This is a genomic window from uncultured Marinococcus sp., from assembly GCF_947493875.1.
GTDB lineage: Bacteria > Bacillota > Bacilli > Bacillales > Marinococcaceae > Marinococcus.
The window spans coordinates 232,398-250,842 of record NZ_CANLSU010000005.1; the positions used below are offsets into that span (position 1 = coordinate 232,398).

At 37.3% G+C, this 18,445-nt stretch carries 17 protein-coding genes; 2 read left to right on the plus strand and 15 right to left on the minus strand.

Annotated features, from left to right (window positions below):
* Window positions 1–155: 155 nt before the first annotated feature.
* Window positions 156–1,331 (plus strand): PLP-dependent aspartate aminotransferase family protein, encoded by a 1,176-nt coding sequence (locus tag Q0757_RS11605; RefSeq protein ID WP_298787479.1) that lies wholly within the window; start codon window positions 156–158, stop codon window positions 1,329–1,331.
* 35 nt (window positions 1,332–1,366) lie between these two features.
* Window positions 1,367–2,851: a Na+/H+ antiporter NhaC gene (nhaC, locus tag Q0757_RS11610; protein WP_298787481.1), complete on the plus strand. Its 1,485-nt coding sequence runs from the start codon at window positions 1,367–1,369 to the stop codon at window positions 2,849–2,851.
* Window positions 2,852–2,908: 57 nt separating this feature from the next.
* Here nhaC and Q0757_RS11615 read toward each other — a convergent pair whose 3' ends face one another.
* The 15 genes from Q0757_RS11615 to Q0757_RS11685 form a co-directional block, all read right to left on the minus strand.
* Window positions 2,909–4,075 carry an MFS transporter gene (locus Q0757_RS11615; RefSeq protein WP_298787483.1) on the minus strand — a complete coding sequence of 389 codons (1,167 nt, stop codon included), beginning with the start codon at window positions 4,073–4,075 and terminating at the stop codon, window positions 2,909–2,911.
* A gap of 148 nt (window positions 4,076–4,223) precedes the next feature.
* Window positions 4,224–4,577, minus strand: a complete 354-nt coding sequence (locus Q0757_RS11620) for a hypothetical protein (protein ID WP_298787485.1) — start codon at window positions 4,575–4,577, stop codon at window positions 4,224–4,226.
* Between the two features lie 237 nt (window positions 4,578–4,814).
* Window positions 4,815–5,504: a YveK family protein gene (locus Q0757_RS11625; RefSeq protein ID WP_298787488.1), complete on the minus strand. Its 690-nt coding sequence runs from the start codon at window positions 5,502–5,504 to the stop codon at window positions 4,815–4,817.
* A 159-nt stretch (window positions 5,505–5,663) separates the two neighbouring features.
* A complete protein-coding gene (locus Q0757_RS11630; RefSeq protein WP_298787490.1) occupies window positions 5,664–6,623 on the minus strand; it encodes an IS30 family transposase in 960 nt (319 codons plus the stop codon).
* 120 nt (window positions 6,624–6,743) lie between these two features.
* Window positions 6,744–7,889, minus strand: coding sequence for an aminotransferase class I/II-fold pyridoxal phosphate-dependent enzyme (locus Q0757_RS11635; protein WP_298787492.1), 1,146 nt, complete (start codon window positions 7,887–7,889; stop codon window positions 6,744–6,746).
* A 16-nt stretch (window positions 7,890–7,905) separates the two neighbouring features.
* On the minus strand, window positions 7,906–8,529 hold the full coding sequence (locus tag Q0757_RS11640) for an acetyltransferase (protein ID WP_298787494.1): 624 nt from the start codon (window positions 8,527–8,529) through the stop codon (window positions 7,906–7,908).
* On the minus strand, window positions 8,526–9,116 hold the full coding sequence (locus tag Q0757_RS11645; RefSeq protein WP_298787606.1) for a sugar transferase: 591 nt from the start codon (window positions 9,114–9,116) through the stop codon (window positions 8,526–8,528). Before Q0757_RS11645 ends, Q0757_RS11640 begins: the two co-directional genes overlap by 4 nt.
* Window positions 9,117–9,135: 19 nt before the next feature.
* Complete coding sequence (locus Q0757_RS11650) at window positions 9,136–10,290, minus strand: glycosyltransferase family 4 protein (RefSeq protein ID WP_298787496.1); 1,155 nt, start codon at window positions 10,288–10,290, stop codon at window positions 9,136–9,138.
* A complete protein-coding gene (locus Q0757_RS11655) occupies window positions 10,283–11,173 on the minus strand; it encodes a glycosyltransferase family A protein (RefSeq protein WP_298787498.1) in 891 nt (296 codons plus the stop codon). Before Q0757_RS11655 ends, Q0757_RS11650 begins: the two co-directional genes overlap by 8 nt.
* Before the next feature lie 23 nt (window positions 11,174–11,196).
* On the minus strand, window positions 11,197–11,772 hold the full coding sequence (locus Q0757_RS11660; protein WP_298787500.1) for an acyltransferase: 576 nt from the start codon (window positions 11,770–11,772) through the stop codon (window positions 11,197–11,199).
* A gap of 54 nt (window positions 11,773–11,826) precedes the next feature.
* On the minus strand, window positions 11,827–13,029 hold the full coding sequence (locus tag Q0757_RS11665) for a glycosyltransferase (protein WP_298787502.1): 1,203 nt from the start codon (window positions 13,027–13,029) through the stop codon (window positions 11,827–11,829).
* Window positions 13,030–13,066: 37 nt separating this feature from the next.
* Window positions 13,067–14,434 carry an O-unit flippase-like protein gene (wzx, locus tag Q0757_RS11670; protein ID WP_298787503.1) on the minus strand — a complete coding sequence of 456 codons (1,368 nt, stop codon included), beginning with the start codon at window positions 14,432–14,434 and terminating at the stop codon, window positions 13,067–13,069.
* A 63-nt stretch (window positions 14,435–14,497) separates the two neighbouring features.
* Window positions 14,498–15,916, minus strand: coding sequence for a hypothetical protein (locus Q0757_RS11675; RefSeq protein ID WP_298787505.1), 1,419 nt, complete (start codon window positions 15,914–15,916; stop codon window positions 14,498–14,500).
* A 192-nt stretch (window positions 15,917–16,108) separates the two neighbouring features.
* Window positions 16,109–17,389, minus strand: a complete 1,281-nt coding sequence (locus tag Q0757_RS11680; RefSeq protein WP_298787507.1) for a nucleotide sugar dehydrogenase — start codon at window positions 17,387–17,389, stop codon at window positions 16,109–16,111.
* A gap of 55 nt (window positions 17,390–17,444) precedes the next feature.
* Window positions 17,445–18,422, minus strand: a complete 978-nt coding sequence (locus Q0757_RS11685; protein WP_298787509.1) for an SDR family oxidoreductase — start codon at window positions 18,420–18,422, stop codon at window positions 17,445–17,447.
* Window positions 18,423–18,445: the final 23 nt, after the last annotated feature.

The following is an 18,445-nucleotide window of genomic DNA, read 5'->3' on the forward strand; positions in this document are numbered from 1 at the left end:
GAATACCACCCTTCAGCGTTGTTATTCTTTTTATTATAACTTGAATTGCCATATGAAAGGAAATGTGCCGGGAAATAAAAAAACCTTGCTTAATTTATCAGAATATTTTAACCTATATGATAGGTAGACAGCATGACTCATTGGAGGGTTGCATAATGGAATTAACGGACGAAGAAATTTGCATGGGGGACGGCGACAATGAAGGAAATCCCTACCACGCCGTGGCACCACCGATTTATCAGACGAGTCTTTTCACCAAACCGACATTTGAAGCATTCGCCGAGGATCAGGTGCATGAAAACGAGCGCCACGTGTACAGCCGGGGCACCAACCCTACGGTCGAGGTGCTCGAGCAAAAGCTCGCTGCCCTGGAGCGCGGCGAGGCCTGCAAGTGCTTTGGCTCCGGCATGGGGGCGATCAGCAGCACCTGGATGACAATTCTCCGTCCCGGCGATCACGTGCTGTTTTTGAATCACACCTATGGGCCGGCCCTGCAGCTGATCGAACACCTGTCTTTCTTTGATATTGCCTATACGGTCTGGACCAAGGACTCTGAGAGAAGCATGGAGGACTGCATTCAGCGAAACACCGCCCTCATTTATATGGAAAACCCCGGAACAATGACCATGCAGATTATCGACATAGAACAGGCGGTCGCCATGGCCAGGGACCATAGCATTACCACCATGATGGACAATACGTGGTCGACCCCGCTTTTTCAAAAGCCTTTAACCATGGGTGTGGATATTGTGGTTCATTCGTTAACCAAGTATATCGGAGGCCACAGCGACGTGCTCGGCGGAGCCGTGATCGCAAGCCGGGCGTTTATTAAAAAATTGTTTTTCCACGGCTATCAGCTGTTCGGGTCGGTGCTGTCTGCGATGGAGGCCTCCATGGTCATCCGGGGGCTGCGTACACTACCGCTCCGGATGAGAAATCATGAAAGCAATGCGGCAGAGATTATTTCTTTTCTGCAGACCCGCCCCGAAATAAAAGCGATTCACCATCCATCGGTGAACGAGGAAGCCAGTGTCCTGGTCGACCAGCAGTTTTACGGCTTGTCCGGGCTGCTCAGCTTTGAATTAAAGGACGGCGGCTTTGAAAGCGTGGCACGCTTCATCAACGAGCTGCGCCTGTTTCGCATCGGCACAAGCTGGGGCGGATTTGAGAGCCTGGTCACCTCCCCGGTGAAGCCCGGCAACGAAGAGGCTCTTCTCCGCCAGGGGTTTGACCACGGCCTGATCCGGCTGTCGGTCGGCCTCGAGGGAGCTCCGCAGCAGATTCAGGACCTCGAAGGTGCATTTGAACGAACCAGGCATTATGTGCAGTAGCAGTTAAACTGAAGTATGGATGAGGAGGAAATAGCATGTCTGAACATACAGAACAGCAGCACCGGCCGCAGCCGGGTATAGGGATCGCCCTTATTCCGGTGTTTCTCGCCGTAGCCATTCTCGTAGGCGGCATCGGCATTCTGCAGTATCCCGCTGAGCTGATGCTCGTTTTTGCCGCGGTCGTTTTCGTCATCTTTGCGGTCATTTACGGGGCCAAGTGGGACAATATCATTCTGGAAATGGGAGAAAAGATCAAGCGCGCGCTTCCGGCCATTCTGATTCTGCTCAGCATCGGCATCATCATCGGCTCCTGGATGATTTCAGGAACGATTCCGCTGATGGTGTACTACGGCCTGCAGCTGATCAATCCGGCGCATTTATTTGTACTCGCCTTTATTGTTACCGCTATCACATCCACCTTTACCGGTACAAGCTGGGGCTCGGCCGGGACAATTGGTGTCGCCCTGATCAGTATCGCCCAGACGATGGACGTATCTCTTGCGATCACAGCGGGCGCGGTCGTTTCCGGGGCGTATTTCGGGGATAAGCTCTCCCCGCTCTCAGACACGACCAACATGAGCGCCATCGCCGCGGGCTCGGATCTTTATGAGCACATCCGTCATATGTTGTATACCGCCGTCCCTTCGTCGATTCTCGCGCTCATTGTTTTCTGGATTGCCGGTACGACGATTCCAACATCCTCCGGCCAGATCGCCGAGGTGGAAAGCATGACCGCTTCGCTGGAAAATTTATTTTCGCTGAATCCCCTGCTGCTCGTTCCGCCATTGATTGTGTTGATTGGATCCATGATGAAAAAGCCGCCGCTGATTATTTTATTTGTTTCCTCGCTCACGGCTTTGCTGCTCGCGTGGATTCTTCAGGGAGCCGCGTTCAGTAATATTTTTGCCTCTGTGGTCTCCGGGTTTACGACAGATATGCTTCCGGAAAATGTGGAATTATCGGAGGACCTGTCTTCGCTGTTGAACCGGGGCGGCCTGTATTCGATGTATAATGCCACCTTCTTTATCTTTTGTGCGTTTTTCTTCGCCTCGGCTCTCGAAGCCTCCAATGTACTGCGCGTGCTGCTTGAAGGAATCATTCAAAAGCTCCGTTCGACGGGCAGCATCGTTTTCACGACGCTCGTATCCGGCTTTGTTGTGATTAATGGAACATCCAACGCACTCGTCACCTATTTTCTGATAAAGGATATTTACGGCGACGTGTTTCGAAAGCACCGCCTGCATCCGGTCAACCTGTCGAGAAGCATGGAGGATTCGGTCACCATCACCGAGGTGCTGATGCCATGGACCGTGTCCGGCGTCTTTATGGCCACCACGCTCGGCGTAGGCAACTTTGAATTCCTGCCGTGGGCCGTATTTAACTGGGGCGGCTTTATCTTTTCTGCACTGCTCGCGTTTCTGGCGCCGTGGACCAATAACTTCGGCATCCGCACGCTGCCGGAGGCTTCCGCCCAGTACGGCGAGCCTTCTGAGGAAGAACCTCAATCTCTTTATAAATAAACAGAAAAATGCCCCTCTGGCGCCGCATGAACGGCGGACAGAGAGGCATTTTTTCATTTAATGCGACTTTGCTTCACTTTCCCGCACCCGCGGCGCCCGGTACGCCATCAGCGCAATCGCCATGGCGACCACCACAAGTGCGCTTCCGGCCCAGGAGGTGGCCGCAACGACGGACTGTTCCACGACGATGCCGCCGAGAATGGACCCGATCGCAATGCCGACCTGAAGGGCCGAGGTGTTCACGCTCTGCTGAATATCCGACGTTTCCGGTGCGACGGCGATCAAATAGCTCTGCTGCGCCGGAGCGATCGACCAGCTGAGAATGCCCCAGATAATGACGGCTGTGATGAAGAGGGCCATCGAGTTCGTCGCAAACGGCAGGATGAATAGGATGACCGCAAACGAGGCGATGAACGTAAGCGACATTTTTTTGGATCCGAACTGGTCGGTCAGCCAGCCGCCGACGCCACCGCCGGAGACCGCTGCGGCACCGAAAATGAAGAACATAGCGCTGATCCAGAACGAGTTCAGTCCCATCGTTTCCTGCATGAACGGGTTAAAGTAGCCGTACAGTGTGTAGTGGCCTGCAAGCACGAGCAGCGTCACGCTGTGAATGCCGACGATCTTGATGTCCTTGAGCGAGCGGATTTGTTGGCCGACCGTGACCACCTGCTCCGGCTGCATGCGCGGCAGAAAGCGGACCATGAGCGCACCAATCAGCACCGTGAGCACTGCAATCATGACAAAGATGATCCGCCAGCCGAACGCCTCGCCGATAAGCACGCCGAGCGGCACCCCGAGCACGAGCGCTGAGCTCACGCCCATCGTGACGAGGCCGATGCTGCGGGAACGGTATTTCGCTTCCACGAGCTTTGGGGCCATCGTGAGCGCGAGCACAATAATGAGCGCAGCGCTGGCCGCTGTCACAAACCGGGCTGCCATCAGCACCGCAAACGTCGGAGCAAAGCTTGCGCCGATATTCGCGATGGCAAATACGGCGAGCGCCCACATATACACAGTTTTGCGCTCCACGTTGGACGTAAACGAAAGCAATAGCGGCCCCGCCACCGCAAATACGAGGGCAAAAATCGTAATCAGCTGCCCGGCAATCGCAATAGAGACCCCTAAATCGTCCGAAATGAGCGGAAGAATGCCGCTGATAATCAGTTCGACCATGCCGACAATAAACGCCGACACCGCCAGTAAGTATACACGTGAATTCATAACACAATGACCTCGAAAGACTCCTTCGTCTTCCGTCCCTTTCTATCCTAAAATCTTCTATTTCATTCTAACATGAACCTCACACCGAAAACGATATGATGCCTGCACGAAAAAAGCAGCACCCGAACCGGGTCCTGCCTTCTCTCATTTATATCAGCTGCGCATTGGGTGTCGTTTTTTCGTGACTCTGGTACTGCCTGGCCATGATGCCTTCCGGGGTAATCTCCCAATCGGTGATCGACAGCACCAATTCGTGTCGAAAACCGGTCAAACGGCAGGAGGCCAGCTCCTCTATGTGTACCGGGCGCCCCTGCAGTTCCTCCAGCAGCTCGTACGTTTCCGGCTTCCACATCATATATTCGTCGTAAAAGAAAGGAATAAGTAATCCTTCCTTTCGCTGCTTTGCCTGTTCGAAGTTAACAATTGCACTATCACGAAAAAGAGAGCCGATGTCTTCCCAGCGCTCCGAGCGGACCTGGGCTGCAATGAACGTGTTTCTCATCTATGACAACTCCTTTCCTCCCTCTATTCCCAAAAGAGAGGAAAGTTAGTCATGAATGGTGAATGTTTTGTAAGAAACACTCCCATTTACTGCGGCTGAAACAGCTCTACGAGCAGGAGCGCCACGGCCCCAAGCATGGTTGCCTAGCTGCCAAATTCGGTTAGCACAACTTTGGTCTGCTTGGCCTGCTGGGTGAGCCCGTGTTCCTTCAACCAGCAACCATATAAAGTTTTATTTTCAATCAAAATCTTTTTTATCTATTATCGGAATAGTTCCTAAAATAGGTAAGCTTAGTTCTTCCGTAATATCTTCTTCATTTTTAATTGATTTATCTAGAAATTCTATCATAAAAGCTAGACTAACACCTAAAATTAACCCTATCATCAAAGATATAAATAAATTTAACACAGGTTGAGGGTAAACTGGGGTATTACTTTCAGCTATTTTAGCTTGAGACAAGATGCTTACGTTGTCTACATCCATAATAGTAGAGATTTCTTGTTCAAAAGTTTCAGCCAAAGTATTCGCTAATTTTACAGCCTTTTGTGGAGAAGTATCTTCTATGGTTACTGTGGCCACTTGAGATTCTTCTTCTGCTGTAACACTTATTTTAGAACGTAAATCACTTGTTGAACTTTGGAAATTAGTTTTCTCTAAAACTGGTTCTAATATAGCCGGACTAGTCATAATTACATTATATGTACTAATCAATTCCCGGCTTGATTGCAAATCTGTAGTAGTCAACTCTTCATTTTCATTTTGAGATTGATTGACTAGCACTTGAGTAGAAGCTTGGTAACGTGGTGTTAGAACGAAAAAAGTAATTATAGCTCCTACAATAAGAGTAATCAAAACAATAGAAAAAATTAAACCCATGTGTTTTTTAGCTATTTTTAAAATTTCCAGTACACTAATTGATTCCTTCATATAATCCTCCAACTAAAATTTCATTTTCTTATTGCGAGTCTATTATTGTATATCTAAATTCTCGTTATATGTTTTTAATATAAGCGACAAATCTAATAATTAGTAATAGTAACAAAAACAAAAATAACTCACTACAAAATTTTTAACGTGTTTAAATCGTCAAATTAAGTTAGACAAAGCATCGATCTCCATGTACCTCATGAATACTTCCAACGGGGTGCAATAGTCTAATGATTTTCTTGGGATATGATTTCTTCGGGAGGCCACGGCGGAAACATACGACTGATCGACGTCCTGAAAATCCATGTGCTTGGGCAGACCGTCCTTTCGGAGCAGGCCGTTTGAATGTTCATTTAACCCGCGTTGGGATGGGGTTCCTGGATCCGCAAAATAAATGGCAAGGTCATGGCTGTTGCTGATGGACCGCCAGTTGGAAAACTCCTTGCCACAGTCAAAAGTGATAGATTTGAACAGGTGTTTCGGGAAACAGCTGCACCACCGGTGCAGCGTGGTTTCAATATCCCTGGCCGTGCGGCCGGCTGGTTGCAGGGTAATAATGACTTTCGACAAGCGCTCGACCAGAGTGATCACGGCACTTTGATGGTGACGGCCCACAATAGTGTCTCCTTCCAGGTGCACGAATTCCTGCCGAAAGGCCGGATAATCCCGGTTTCTGTCCGTCAATGTCCGGCCAAACGCCTGTTTTCCCCGGCGTTCCTGATATCCGTTCGGTTTTCGCTTTCCTTTCATCGGCAAAGCGTTTCGATCTAGCACCCGTCGCTCGAATAGGCGGTATAGGGTTCGTCCGGAACAGGGCAGCGGACGCTCCTGGCGTCCGGCGATGACATCGGGGGTCCATCCCTCGCTGATTTTTTCGGTGACATAGGCCTGGTCGGTTTCCGATAAGACCGTTGGTCTTCGACCACAACGCTGTTTATTGGCTTGATACCGCTGAACATAATCGATGGCCCGATACCCTTCCCGTAAATAAGTCACGACGTTGTGGATCGTTTGACGGGCACGCCCGAGCTGCCTGGCCATCCGGGAAACAGGGATTTCCTTCTGCGCATACGCTTCTATCAGGACGACTTCATTCGTGCTAAGATGGGTGTAGGTCATTCGTGATCACTCCTATGATTTCTTTGGTCGGAAATTCATATCGAGTGTATCACGAGTGATCTTTTTCGTTGTCTAGCTTAATTTTACAATCAGCGGTGCTAAAAAATAATTCAAAAGAAATCACATAGTTTTATTTAGTGAATTAATAATTTCTATGATTTTCTCTTGCTGTTCCCAAGACATATTAGTTCCTGAGGGCAAGCATAAACCTTTTTGAAACAATGATTCAGAGATTGATTCTTCTGGAGAGTGGGAGTAGAATTTTTTATCCTTGAATACAGGTTGTAAATGAAGAGGTTTCCAAAGCGGACGAGCTTCAATATTATTCATACCTAAAGTTTCAATTACTTGTAAATGAGTTACATTCGTTTCAAGTGGATCTATCGTTAACGCAGTTAACCAACGATTAGACTTAGTTTCCGATAATTCTGGCATAAATTCAAAACCAGGATTATTTTCTAAATTTTGTCTGTAATTCTCAAAAACCATTCTTTTTTGCAAAACTCGTTCTTCTAGTATTTCTAATTGTGCCCGTCCTATTCCAGCTAGAATATTGCTCATCCTGTAATTATAACCAATTTCACTATGTTGATAATGCATAGCCTTGTCTCTTGATTGAGTGGCCAGAAAACGCGACCTTTCTAAAGCAGCTTTATCGTTAGAAATTAGAGCGCCACCACTTGAAGTTGTTATGATCTTATTACCATTAAATGAATAAACTCCAAACTTACCAATAGTACCACTTTTTTGTCCTTTGTATTCACTACCAAGTGATTCTGCTGCATCTTCAATTATTGGGACATTATAGCGATCACAAATAAATTTTAATTCATCCATTTTCGCACTTTGACCATATAAATTTACAATTATAGCAGCTTTGGGTAACTCTCCTTCTTTTTCAGCTTCTTCTAAAGCTCTTTTTAATGCTACTGGAGACATGTTCCAAGTCTCTGGTTCTGAATCTATAAAAATTGGTTCTGCCCCTTGATAAATAATAGGGTTTGCACTTGCTACGAAAGTAAAAGTTGAACAGATAACCTTGTCTGATTTACCTACCTCTAATATTCGTAAAGCCAGATGTATAGCTGCCGTACCAGAAGTCAATACTGATGCTCCGGCTGTTCCAGCATAATCAGCAATACTATTCTCAAATTCATTCACGTTTTTTCCAAGTGGAGCTATCCAATTTAAATCAAAAGCTTCTTGAATATAATCTTGTTCTTTACCACTCATATGAGGTGAAGAAAGATGTATGCGTTCAGTCATAATAACTCCTTTTTCTTTAATTTTTTAGTTGTTTTGCAGGCGAACCGACAGCCTTAGAGTATGCTGGGAGATCATTTATTGCTGTGCTCCCCGCTCCTAACACAGCCCATTCCCCTACAGTTATATTCGGGATGATCGTTGCCCCCGATGCCACTTGGGCTCCTTCTTTAACTGTTACTCCTCCAGTTAAAACAGATCCGGGAGAGATATGTGTATAATTATCTAGTTTGTTATCATGTTCTACGATGGCTCCTGTATTAATAATCGAATGGTTCCCGATAATAGTATTAGGATTTATTACTGCATTAGGCATTATAACAGTCCCTTTACCAATTAACACATTCGATTTAACAACAGCTGATTTGTCAATAATTGTTACAAAATCATCTGTATTTAACAACAAATCTTCGATTATTTTCTTTCTTGTTCTATTATTACCGATAGCAATACAAAATTTACTATTATTTTTTTCTAGTATTGAAAATTTCTCAAATGGGACATGCATCACTTGATTTTTTATTTCATACTCTTTGAACTTCATATCTACTATGGCCTTTAATTTCAATTCAAGATGTTCTTCTATCATTGACTGGATAACTCTACTGTGACCCCCATCACCTATTAATATTACATTAATCATTTTTTGAGTTTTTGAGTTCCTTTAAATTTATGCATAGTAACTTCTCCTTTTTGAGAAATGCCTTCGCTTTTTACGACTTTAATTATAGTTAACCAAAGAATTTTAATATCTAAACCCAAAGACTGGTTTTCCACGTACCACACATCATACTCGAATTTTTTTTCCCAACTAATTGCATTACGGCCGTTAACTTGGGCCCAACCAGTAATGCCTGGCCTTACTTCATGTCTTCTCGCTTGATGTAGAGAATAATAGTTTAAGTATTCCATTAATAAAGGACGAGGCCCAACTAAGCTAATATCACCTTTTAATACATTTATTAATTGAGGCAATTCATCGAAACTTAATTTTCTAATTATTTTTCCACCACCCTTTAAACGTTCATAATCAGGTAATAACTCTCCAACGGAATTTTTTTCATCACTCATAGTTCGAAATTTGTATAAAATAAATGGTTTTCCATAAATGCCTGGACGTTCTTGCTTATATATAACTGGTGGACCTAATTTCTTTTTTATAAAAAAAGCAGTTCCTAATATAATCGGTGAAGTTACGATCAGACCTATAGCACTTAATATTAAATCCATAAATCTTTTCAATTTATCTCTATCCTTTTGTAATTTTTTTAAATAAAGCCACTTGCTTTGAAAGAACTTTTTCTTCATTGAAATTATTTAAGGCAATTTTTCTAGATTCTTTTTGATATAATTTTCTCTGATGTTCATTTTTTATCATTTTGTTTATTGCTTTTTCTAAATCAGCAACGGATTTAGCCCTAATCAATAAACCGTTCTTTTCATGTTGAACTTCTTCTCGACAGCCTCTAATGTTAGTAGCTATAATAGCATTTAACATTGCCATAGCTTCTATTATCGAACGGGGTAGTCCTTCTCGATATGATGGCAAGATAAATACTTCACTAAGATATAAAAGTTGTTCAGTGTCTTTACGAAAACCCAGATAATCTATTTTTGGTTTATTTAAAAGATTATTGATTTCTTTAAATGTTTCTTTATCTCTTTCGCTTGCGGGCAAATCACCAATAACCAATAAACGAGCATTGGAATTAAATTTGCTTACGTTATCAAAAGCTTTCAATAATTCTACAATTCCCTTTTCTTTCACTAATCTTCCGATAAAAATAAACACTATTTCTTTATCATTTATTTTTAACTCTTTTTTTAATTTCAATATGTGGTTTTGATTTATTAATTCAGGATTAAATTTATCTGTTAGATCTACACCATTACTTAAATGAATAATTTTATCTGAACTAATAAAATTATTCTCTAAAGCTAACTGATAGTCCTCTATGCTTTGAAGCAGGAGCCAATCAGTTAGAAATTTAGCTGCATACTTTTCGAGCGTGAAAAAAAAGTAATACTTTTTTTTAGACATTTCTTCATGAAAATAAAAACCATGAGCAGTATAAACAACTTTATTTACTCTAGCTAATTTAGCTGCAATTCTTGCAATTAGAGCTGCAACCGGAGTATGAACATGAACTATATCGTATTTCCCTTTTTTCATTATCTTATATAATTCAAATATTGAACTTAGATTTGAGATTAAACTAATAGACCTATCGATGTTAACATTAAAAAAATTAATATTTTCTTTTTTTAATCCATTTGTTAAGCCAGTATCTTTACAAGCAACTTCAGTTTCAAAACCATTTTGACGCGACTCTAATATTAGAGGCATTAGTAGTTTATCTACTGTCAGATCTACAGCACAAACTTGTAAGATTTTTTTATTCATATTTTTCCTTTGATTTATTTCGACATTTGATATAAATAAATAATGCTAAACCCGCTGGTGTAGCTAATACTGTTTCAAGCTTTTTAGGACTTTCATGAATATACCTTTTATTTTTCGAAAGAATGCTACTTGAAACATAATGTATGGCTTCTCGTAGCCTTACTGAAAAATCAGGGGCTACTTTCATTACTTCCTTCCGATAATGAGCAAAACCCTTCGGTGCTTTTTCATATAATTTCATTTTATTATTAGTTCCACCATCTGGTAAATACTCCACGTAACATAGTATTTCATCTAAAGTAATCATTTTGAAATCCTTATCGATCTTGAAATACTTATAACCTATTGGTAAATAATTTTCTCCTGAATTAATTGGGTAGTATTCTTTTTTCATTAAATCTGTTCTATATACTAATTTGAAATCTCCTCTAATTTTATATTTATATCGAAGATCATACAATGTGGTTTCTTTTAATTTAGGTGGGAGTTCCGCGTTTATTTCATCATTCGGATTAGCATCTAAACCAATAATACCGCTGTGCTTATTTCCACCTTTATTTTTCCAAGTACTAACTATTTTTCTAACCGCTTCGTCTGCTAAATAATCGTCAGAATCACAACACACACACAGTTCAGTTTTAATTAATTTATGAGCGGTATTATGAGCAGCATGCATTCCAGCATTTTTTTGGTAAACGTATTTAATTTCTATTTTATTTTCTTTTATCCATGATTGGATTAAATCTTCTGTGTTATCGTTAGAGCCATCATCTATAATGAGCCATTTAAAATCTTGAGATGTTTGACGAGTTAAACTTTCATAACACTTTTTTAATGTATAAGCCCTATTGTAAGTTGGGGTAAATACCGTAAGAGTCTGCATACTATCATCCACCTTAATCTTTATTATCTTTTTTTAATTTCTTTAGCCGGTATTCCACCTAATACGATATTTTCATTTATGAAATCTTTTGTAACTAATGTGTGGGCAGCCACTATATTTCCAGAACCTAATTTTATTCCACATAAAATTGTAGATTTTGCCCCTATCCAGACATTATTCGAAATCAAAACTTTATTAGTTGAAATTTTTTGGTCTTTAATGGGAACGTCTTTTAATTTGTAATTGTGAGTGGTGGACATAATTGTAACCCCGTGAGCTATCGATACATCGTTACCAATTTCTACGCCCCCATTAGCCTCAATATAACACATAGGGTGCACACTAACGTTATTTCCTATTGATAAATTTTCAATTCCAAATATATAAACACCTGAATGTACAGAAACATTGTCACCACACGATCTTGTTAAATTTCTTAATAAGATATACCTAATAAGTATTCCGGGCAATCCTTTCGTTTGAGAGAAAAAAAGCCATAGAATCTTATTCATATTTTTAGGAATATAACTATTTATTAACACTAGTAAATTTATAACTGATTTATATTTATTAAAATTTTCTCGGCCTCTTTTTTTCATTATTTACTCCTTCTACAAATTATTTAATGAACTTACGAGTTCTAGGAGTGATATTTATTCCTCTATAATTTTTTGAAATATATTCAAGCTTTCTGTGTCGTCATACATATCGAAGGCTAAATTTCTTTTAAACTTTTGCACAAGATAGTCTTCTTTTTTTACCCTTAATATACATTTTGCTAAATCTCTAGCGTTCATATTAGAAATCAAGCCAGTTTTTTCATGAACAATTTGTTCATGTACTGTCTCAAAATTAGTGGCAACAATTGGTTTTAATAATTGCTTAGCCTCATCTATTACGTTAGATTTACCTTCAAACCTAGAAGGATGAACTAAAATATCAGTGTTTTTAATAAATTCACCTGTATTTAAATGGGCTCCTAATAGTATAAAATAATTTTGTAATCCTTTTTGGTAGATCATTTTTTCTAACTTTTTTCTATAAGACCCTTCACCCAAAACGTACCATACAACTTTATTGTTTTTTTTCACAAGAATTTCTAAAGCTTCAATAGCCAAATCAAGGCCCTTATTAGGATCTAATCTGCATATAGTTAGCAAGTTAGTTGTTTCTTCACTTTTTTTCATACTCTTTGTGTTAACCGGAATGTTTCTATACATTTTAAAAGGAGAAACGTTATACATTACAATTATTTTTTCTTCTGTTTCAGGAAATATACTCAAAAATATGTTTTTGCAAAGATGAGACACAGAAAGTATACTATCTATCGTCTGAAAATATGGTCTATCTATTTCAACGTTTCTTTTTAAAACCCTATAATCGGATCTAATCCATCCAATTTTTTTCCTGGCTCGCACGCAGTCCACAACAAACATTATCGAATGTCCGCCAGAAACCCCTATAGCAACATCGAATTCTTGATTTAATTTTGGCAGTTTTTTTTTGTTTTCAACCCAAAACTTTTGCTTTTGTTCAGTCATATTTTTTTTCATAAAGCCCAAGAGAACAGTTAAAATAGCTTTAAACGCTAATTTAAAATTAGAAGAAAGAAGAAATTTTATTGTTTTGCGGATAAATATTTTAGGTGCAAGAATTGCATAATTCACTGTTGAATCAGGTGTTATTACAGAAACTTCATTAGGTAAATGTTTCATTAATTTTCCTTCGGCACTCAATGAAAGGATGCTTACCTCATAGTAATCAAAATTTATTTTGTAAAGAAGTGAAAGTAAACTTTTTTGTGGTCCACCGATATTAAAGTTATTTACTACAAATAGAATTTTCTTTTTTTCCATGAGTAAAACTCCTATAGTATTTGATATCTTCCTATTTTTATTTAATCTCATTTAATTCTTTTATCACTAATAATGGCCACTTCCAATTATTGTATAGTAGCTGGACTATACATATTGGAAGAATGAGATGCCATAAATTTGCTTCAAAATTATACAAAAGAGAAAATTGTATAATTAAAATTACTAAACTAGATATAATAAAAGCTCTATAATGTGGTAAAACGTTTTTGGTAGCAATGAAGGTTGCAAAAACAGTATGATTATTGTATAAAAATATATAAAACATTATGGCAAGTGTATAAGACCAATGTAAAGATTCTACATTTGAATTAATAACTTCTAAAAGTTTTTCTGCAATAATAAAAAATGCAAGAAAAGATATCGAAATAATAGAATAATTAATTACCAATGCTTTTTTAAAAGTTCTTTTTAATAATCTATATTTTTGTTTTAATCTATATGAATTAAATTGAGGTAAAAAGGTATTAAAAAAAGTATTCCCTACTACAGTCGTCAACGATAAAACTTGAAGAGTAAAACCCAAGGCTGCAGTAGTACTCAAACTTAAAAAAGCAGAGCTTAATAAAGTAGTAGAACGTAGATTAATATAATTTGATATAGATACTAAAGCTTGCTTATAAGTATTGGGTAAAAGCCTCTTGAAAATATTTACGTACTCTAATCGGTGCATTTTCTTTTTTAATAAAGGCTTAATATAATTTTTATTGTTTTGATAAGAATAAAACATTATATTAGCTAAAATTCTATTTACTGCTATAGATGTGAGATATGCAATACTCACCCCTACAAGGCCAAAACCCAACATTAAAAAAATAACCGTAAATAACAGTTGAGTTAACTTTGTGAATATTAAAATCTGTTGATTTTGCTTCACAGCGCCTATACCTTTTAAAATGGGGTTCCAGTAGGCATATTTCATATGTAGAAATACAGCGGTTGAATATATTATCCATGCACTTAAAGTATTTTTTAAAGGTAACTCTGAAACAGAAATTTGTTTTATATAATAGCTACCGATTGTTAAAAGACCTATAAATATGGTTAAACCTAAAAATAGATAAATTATTTTAGTTGTTCGAAATAACTTAACAAATAACTCATAATTCGGTCTCTTATCTTCTACAGAAAGCTCTTGGAAGCTAGAAGAAGTAATTTCTTCTGCTCCTTCCCATATATAAGTAACATTTCTAGATAAAGTGGTCATAAAACCAAGATCTAATAAAATAACCAAGCTAGAAACAGCAGTAAAAGTGTACCACAAACCAACTTCTGGAGATGTTAAATATGCTAAAATAAATGGTAACAACAACAAATTTATTCCATTAAATAAGATTAAACTAAAATAACTCCATTTTACATCTGACTTTGAGATATTTATTGACATAGTATTTATAAAACCTCTTCATTTTAAATAATATTAGAATCTCCAATTAAACTTTGTATGTGTTTATCTCATGTTTTTTTTAATAAAAATAATCTTTTTATTAAGTAATACTATAATCAACATTAATAAAAAATAATTTGTAATAAAAGAAGTCAACACAATAGCGTTAGACATTAAAAACAAACCAAACCTAACAGAAGCGTAGGAAAAAATGTAAACTTCAAAAACAGATTCTGCCTCACGACTTTTTTTATCAAAAAACATAACCAAAACAGTGAAAATTATTACAAATAAAGGTGAAAAAAAGAAACCAAAATAAACGTACCCTTGCCCAATCATAGGGATTATTTGGTCCACTGAATTCGTATTATTATGAAAAGTATAATTAAACATCTCCACTACACCAAAATTAGAAGCAACTTGATCACTTAATAATATAACAGAGGAACTCAAATCTTCTATTAACATTTTAGGGCTAATTATATGAGAAAAATTTTCTTTCGTTTTTACAGCGACTGCAACATTGTGTATCCCTGAAAAATATAATTGCAAAGAATCTCCTATTGCTTCTCCTATATTATTTATTTGACTATTATTAATACTATTAAATGAATTTACACCAAATTGCTTTACTAGAGTTGTAATACTAACAATGCCCAACAAGATAATACCACAAATACTATATATCTTATATTTAAAAGCAGGATATATTCTAGTAATTAAATACATACCAGTAACCATTGGTATAACTATACTAAATCTACTAGTTCCTTCTATGAAAGAAGAAAAAGTAAATACAACTAGAATAGAAAAATAAATATACACAGGACTAGGTTTTTTTAAATAAGATGAATACGTTTTATTTATTATACTCACGGTGAAAAGCATTATAGAAAAAGAAACCATGAGTGGAAATAAAGAACCCAAGGGGAGATTCGACGTCAGGCCTTCATCGAATTTATTAAAAGTAAAAATAAATGAATAGTTACTTAGCACACTAGGATAAATTAATACGATTAATATCGTAATTGCTAAAAATATTGAACCAACAAAATTACTGTTCACATTAATTTTGTTGGTATTAGATTCTTTCCTATAAAACTTATTTGCAAGTATTTCTACTACTAAAAATATGATTATTATTTCATAAATCATCAAAATAATAGCAGTTTCGTAGTTTTCTACACTTGGGCTCACGGCATTACTTATTGAATAACCACTGAGCCACATAAAAAAAGGAGTAAAAACATATCTTATTATTAAAGTAATATTTAGACCCAGTATTCCAATATTGTTAAGAATATAATAAGACATTTTCCCAAAAACTAAATAGCATATTCCAAATGTTAAAACGACTAACGGGAAATAATTCATTTCACTTGGAAGATTGGGGTCAATAAGTATTAATAAAGCTATTACTATAGATAAAGAAAATACTGTAATTCTTAGTATACCATTTAATTTGAAGCTTGATTTGCGCATAATAGACCCTCTTTAGTTATGGGGGATTTTAAGTAAAAAAACTCAATATAAAATAAAAATTCTGTACTATAAAAAATAAATACTGCAAAACATAAAGTTACATATAATGTTAATTTTTTAAAGTATATATTAGTTTCAATGAATCATATGAATATAGAAAAATTTGTTTTCTATCCCAAATTTTTTTTATATTTATAAACTCCATACATCAATGCCCTCTGGACATTTTTCAATATCAATTTTGCTTTTTATATCTACTATTATCCCTTCCCCATTTTTTAATAAGCTATTAAATTCTTTCCATTCAAGACTAGTGTACTCATCATGTGGGACCGCATAAACTACTGCGTCAGCAGGCTCTAAACTATCATATGAAACTAAGTTTATATTATATTCTTTTTTTGCTTCTGTAGGGTCAGCCTCTACATCTGTTACTTGAATATCTAAACCAAATTCTTTTAGTTCATTTATAACATCTATAACTTTGGAATTACGTAAATCCGGAACGTTTTCTTTAAAAGTTATACCCAAAATTGTCACCTTGGAACCTTGTATAAGCATATTTTTTTGGATCATTTTCTTTATTAACGAAGTTGCAATAAAATTTCCCATGTCATCATTAATCCTTCTTCCAGCCAAAATCACTTCTGGGTGATACCCTACTGCATTAGCTTTATATGTTAAATAATAAGGATCCACCCCAATGCAATGGCCTCCCACTAGCCCCGGAGAAAAAGGGAGAAAATTCCATTTCGTTCCAGCTGCTTTTAAAACGTCATTAGTATTAATATTTAATCTATCAAATATAACCGCCAACTCGTTCATTAGAGCAATATTTAAATCTCTTTGTGTATTTTCTATTACTTTAGCTGCTTCGGCTACTTTAATAGAAGTCGCTCTATGTACTCCAGCCTTAACTACTGAGCAATAAACTTCTTCGATAATGTCCATAATTTCTTCATTTTCGCTAGATATCACTTTAGTTATCTGAGCAAAAGTATGAGTTTTATCTCCAGGGTTAATACGTTCAGGAGAGTACCCTACAAAAAATTCTTTTCCCTGTTTTAAACCTGAATATTTTTCTAATACAGGAATACAAATTTCTTCTGTCACTCCAGGGTAAACAGTAGATTCATAAACTATAATAGAACCTTCTTTTATATTTTCAGCAATGGCCTGTGAGGCTTTCACCATTGGTTGTAGTTCCGGCTGCTTATTTTCGTTAATAGGTGTTGGCACAGCTACTATAATAAAGTCAGCATTACTCAATTCAGACGAATCCGTAGTGAAATCTATATCTGCTTTTTTAAGATTTTCAGGTTCAACTTCCTCTGTATAATCTTTTCCTTCTTTTAGAGTACGAATTCTTTCTTCATTAACATCAAAACCTATCACTTTATGTTTCTTTCCAAAAGCTACAGCTACTGGTAGTCCTACGTAGCCTAACCCAACTACTGCTATTTTTCTATTCATAAAAACTCTCCCATCTAACTAAAAATTTATATTAATCTTCTTAAGAATTTAATTTTTATATTAAATTCTTTTTATACCAGTCTATAGTTAATTCAATTCCTTCTTCAAAACTATATGAAGGATTGTAACCTAACAGTTCTTTAGCTTTAGAAATATCAGCATTTGAATGTTTTATATCACCAGCTCTTTCTGGCCCAAAATAAGGCGGGATATCTTTATTTAATAACTCTCTAATCTTATCGTACATTTCGGTCAAAACAGCTTGTCCACCGAAAGCTATATTAAAAGCTTCCCCAGATGCTTCTTTTGGAGCTAAGCAAGCTTTTAAATTAGCTTCTATAACATTTTCTATATAAGTGAAATCTCTAGATTGTTTTCCATCACCATTTATGGTCGGAGCTTTATTCTTTAATAAATTTTTGACGAATTTCGGAATAACCGCTGCATATTCACCTTCGGGGTTTTGTTTCCTTCCGAAAACATTAAAATATCTCATACCAATAGTTTCTAATCCATAAACTTCAAAATAAAGTCTAGCATATTCTTCATTAACTTTTTTTGTAAGCGCGTAAGGAGAAAGTACCTTCCCTTCTACTCCTTCCACTTTTGGCAAAGTAGGGTGATCTCCATAAACAGAAGAACTTGAAGCATAAATAAATTTTTTAACCTTCTTTTGTTTTGAAGCTTCTAACATATTTAACGTTCCCTTTATATTTATTTCTTCATATTTTAAAGGCATTTCGATACTTCTTGGTACACTCCCCCAAGCTGCTTGATGTAATACATAATCAACATCAGTGCAAGCAGATAAACATTCATCAAAATTAGTTATGTCTCCTTCTATTAATGTGAAATTAGACGAGTTAAGACAGTTTTCAATATTTTTTTTACTCCCAGTTGAAAAATTATCGAAGCAAATAACTTCAGCACCTAAATTTAGAATTTTCTCACATAAATTAGCTCCTATAAAACCTGCTCCACCTGTGACTAAAAATTTTGTTGTCTTTTCAAATGTTATATTGTGGTAGCCCAAATTGATACCTCCTATTTGTAATC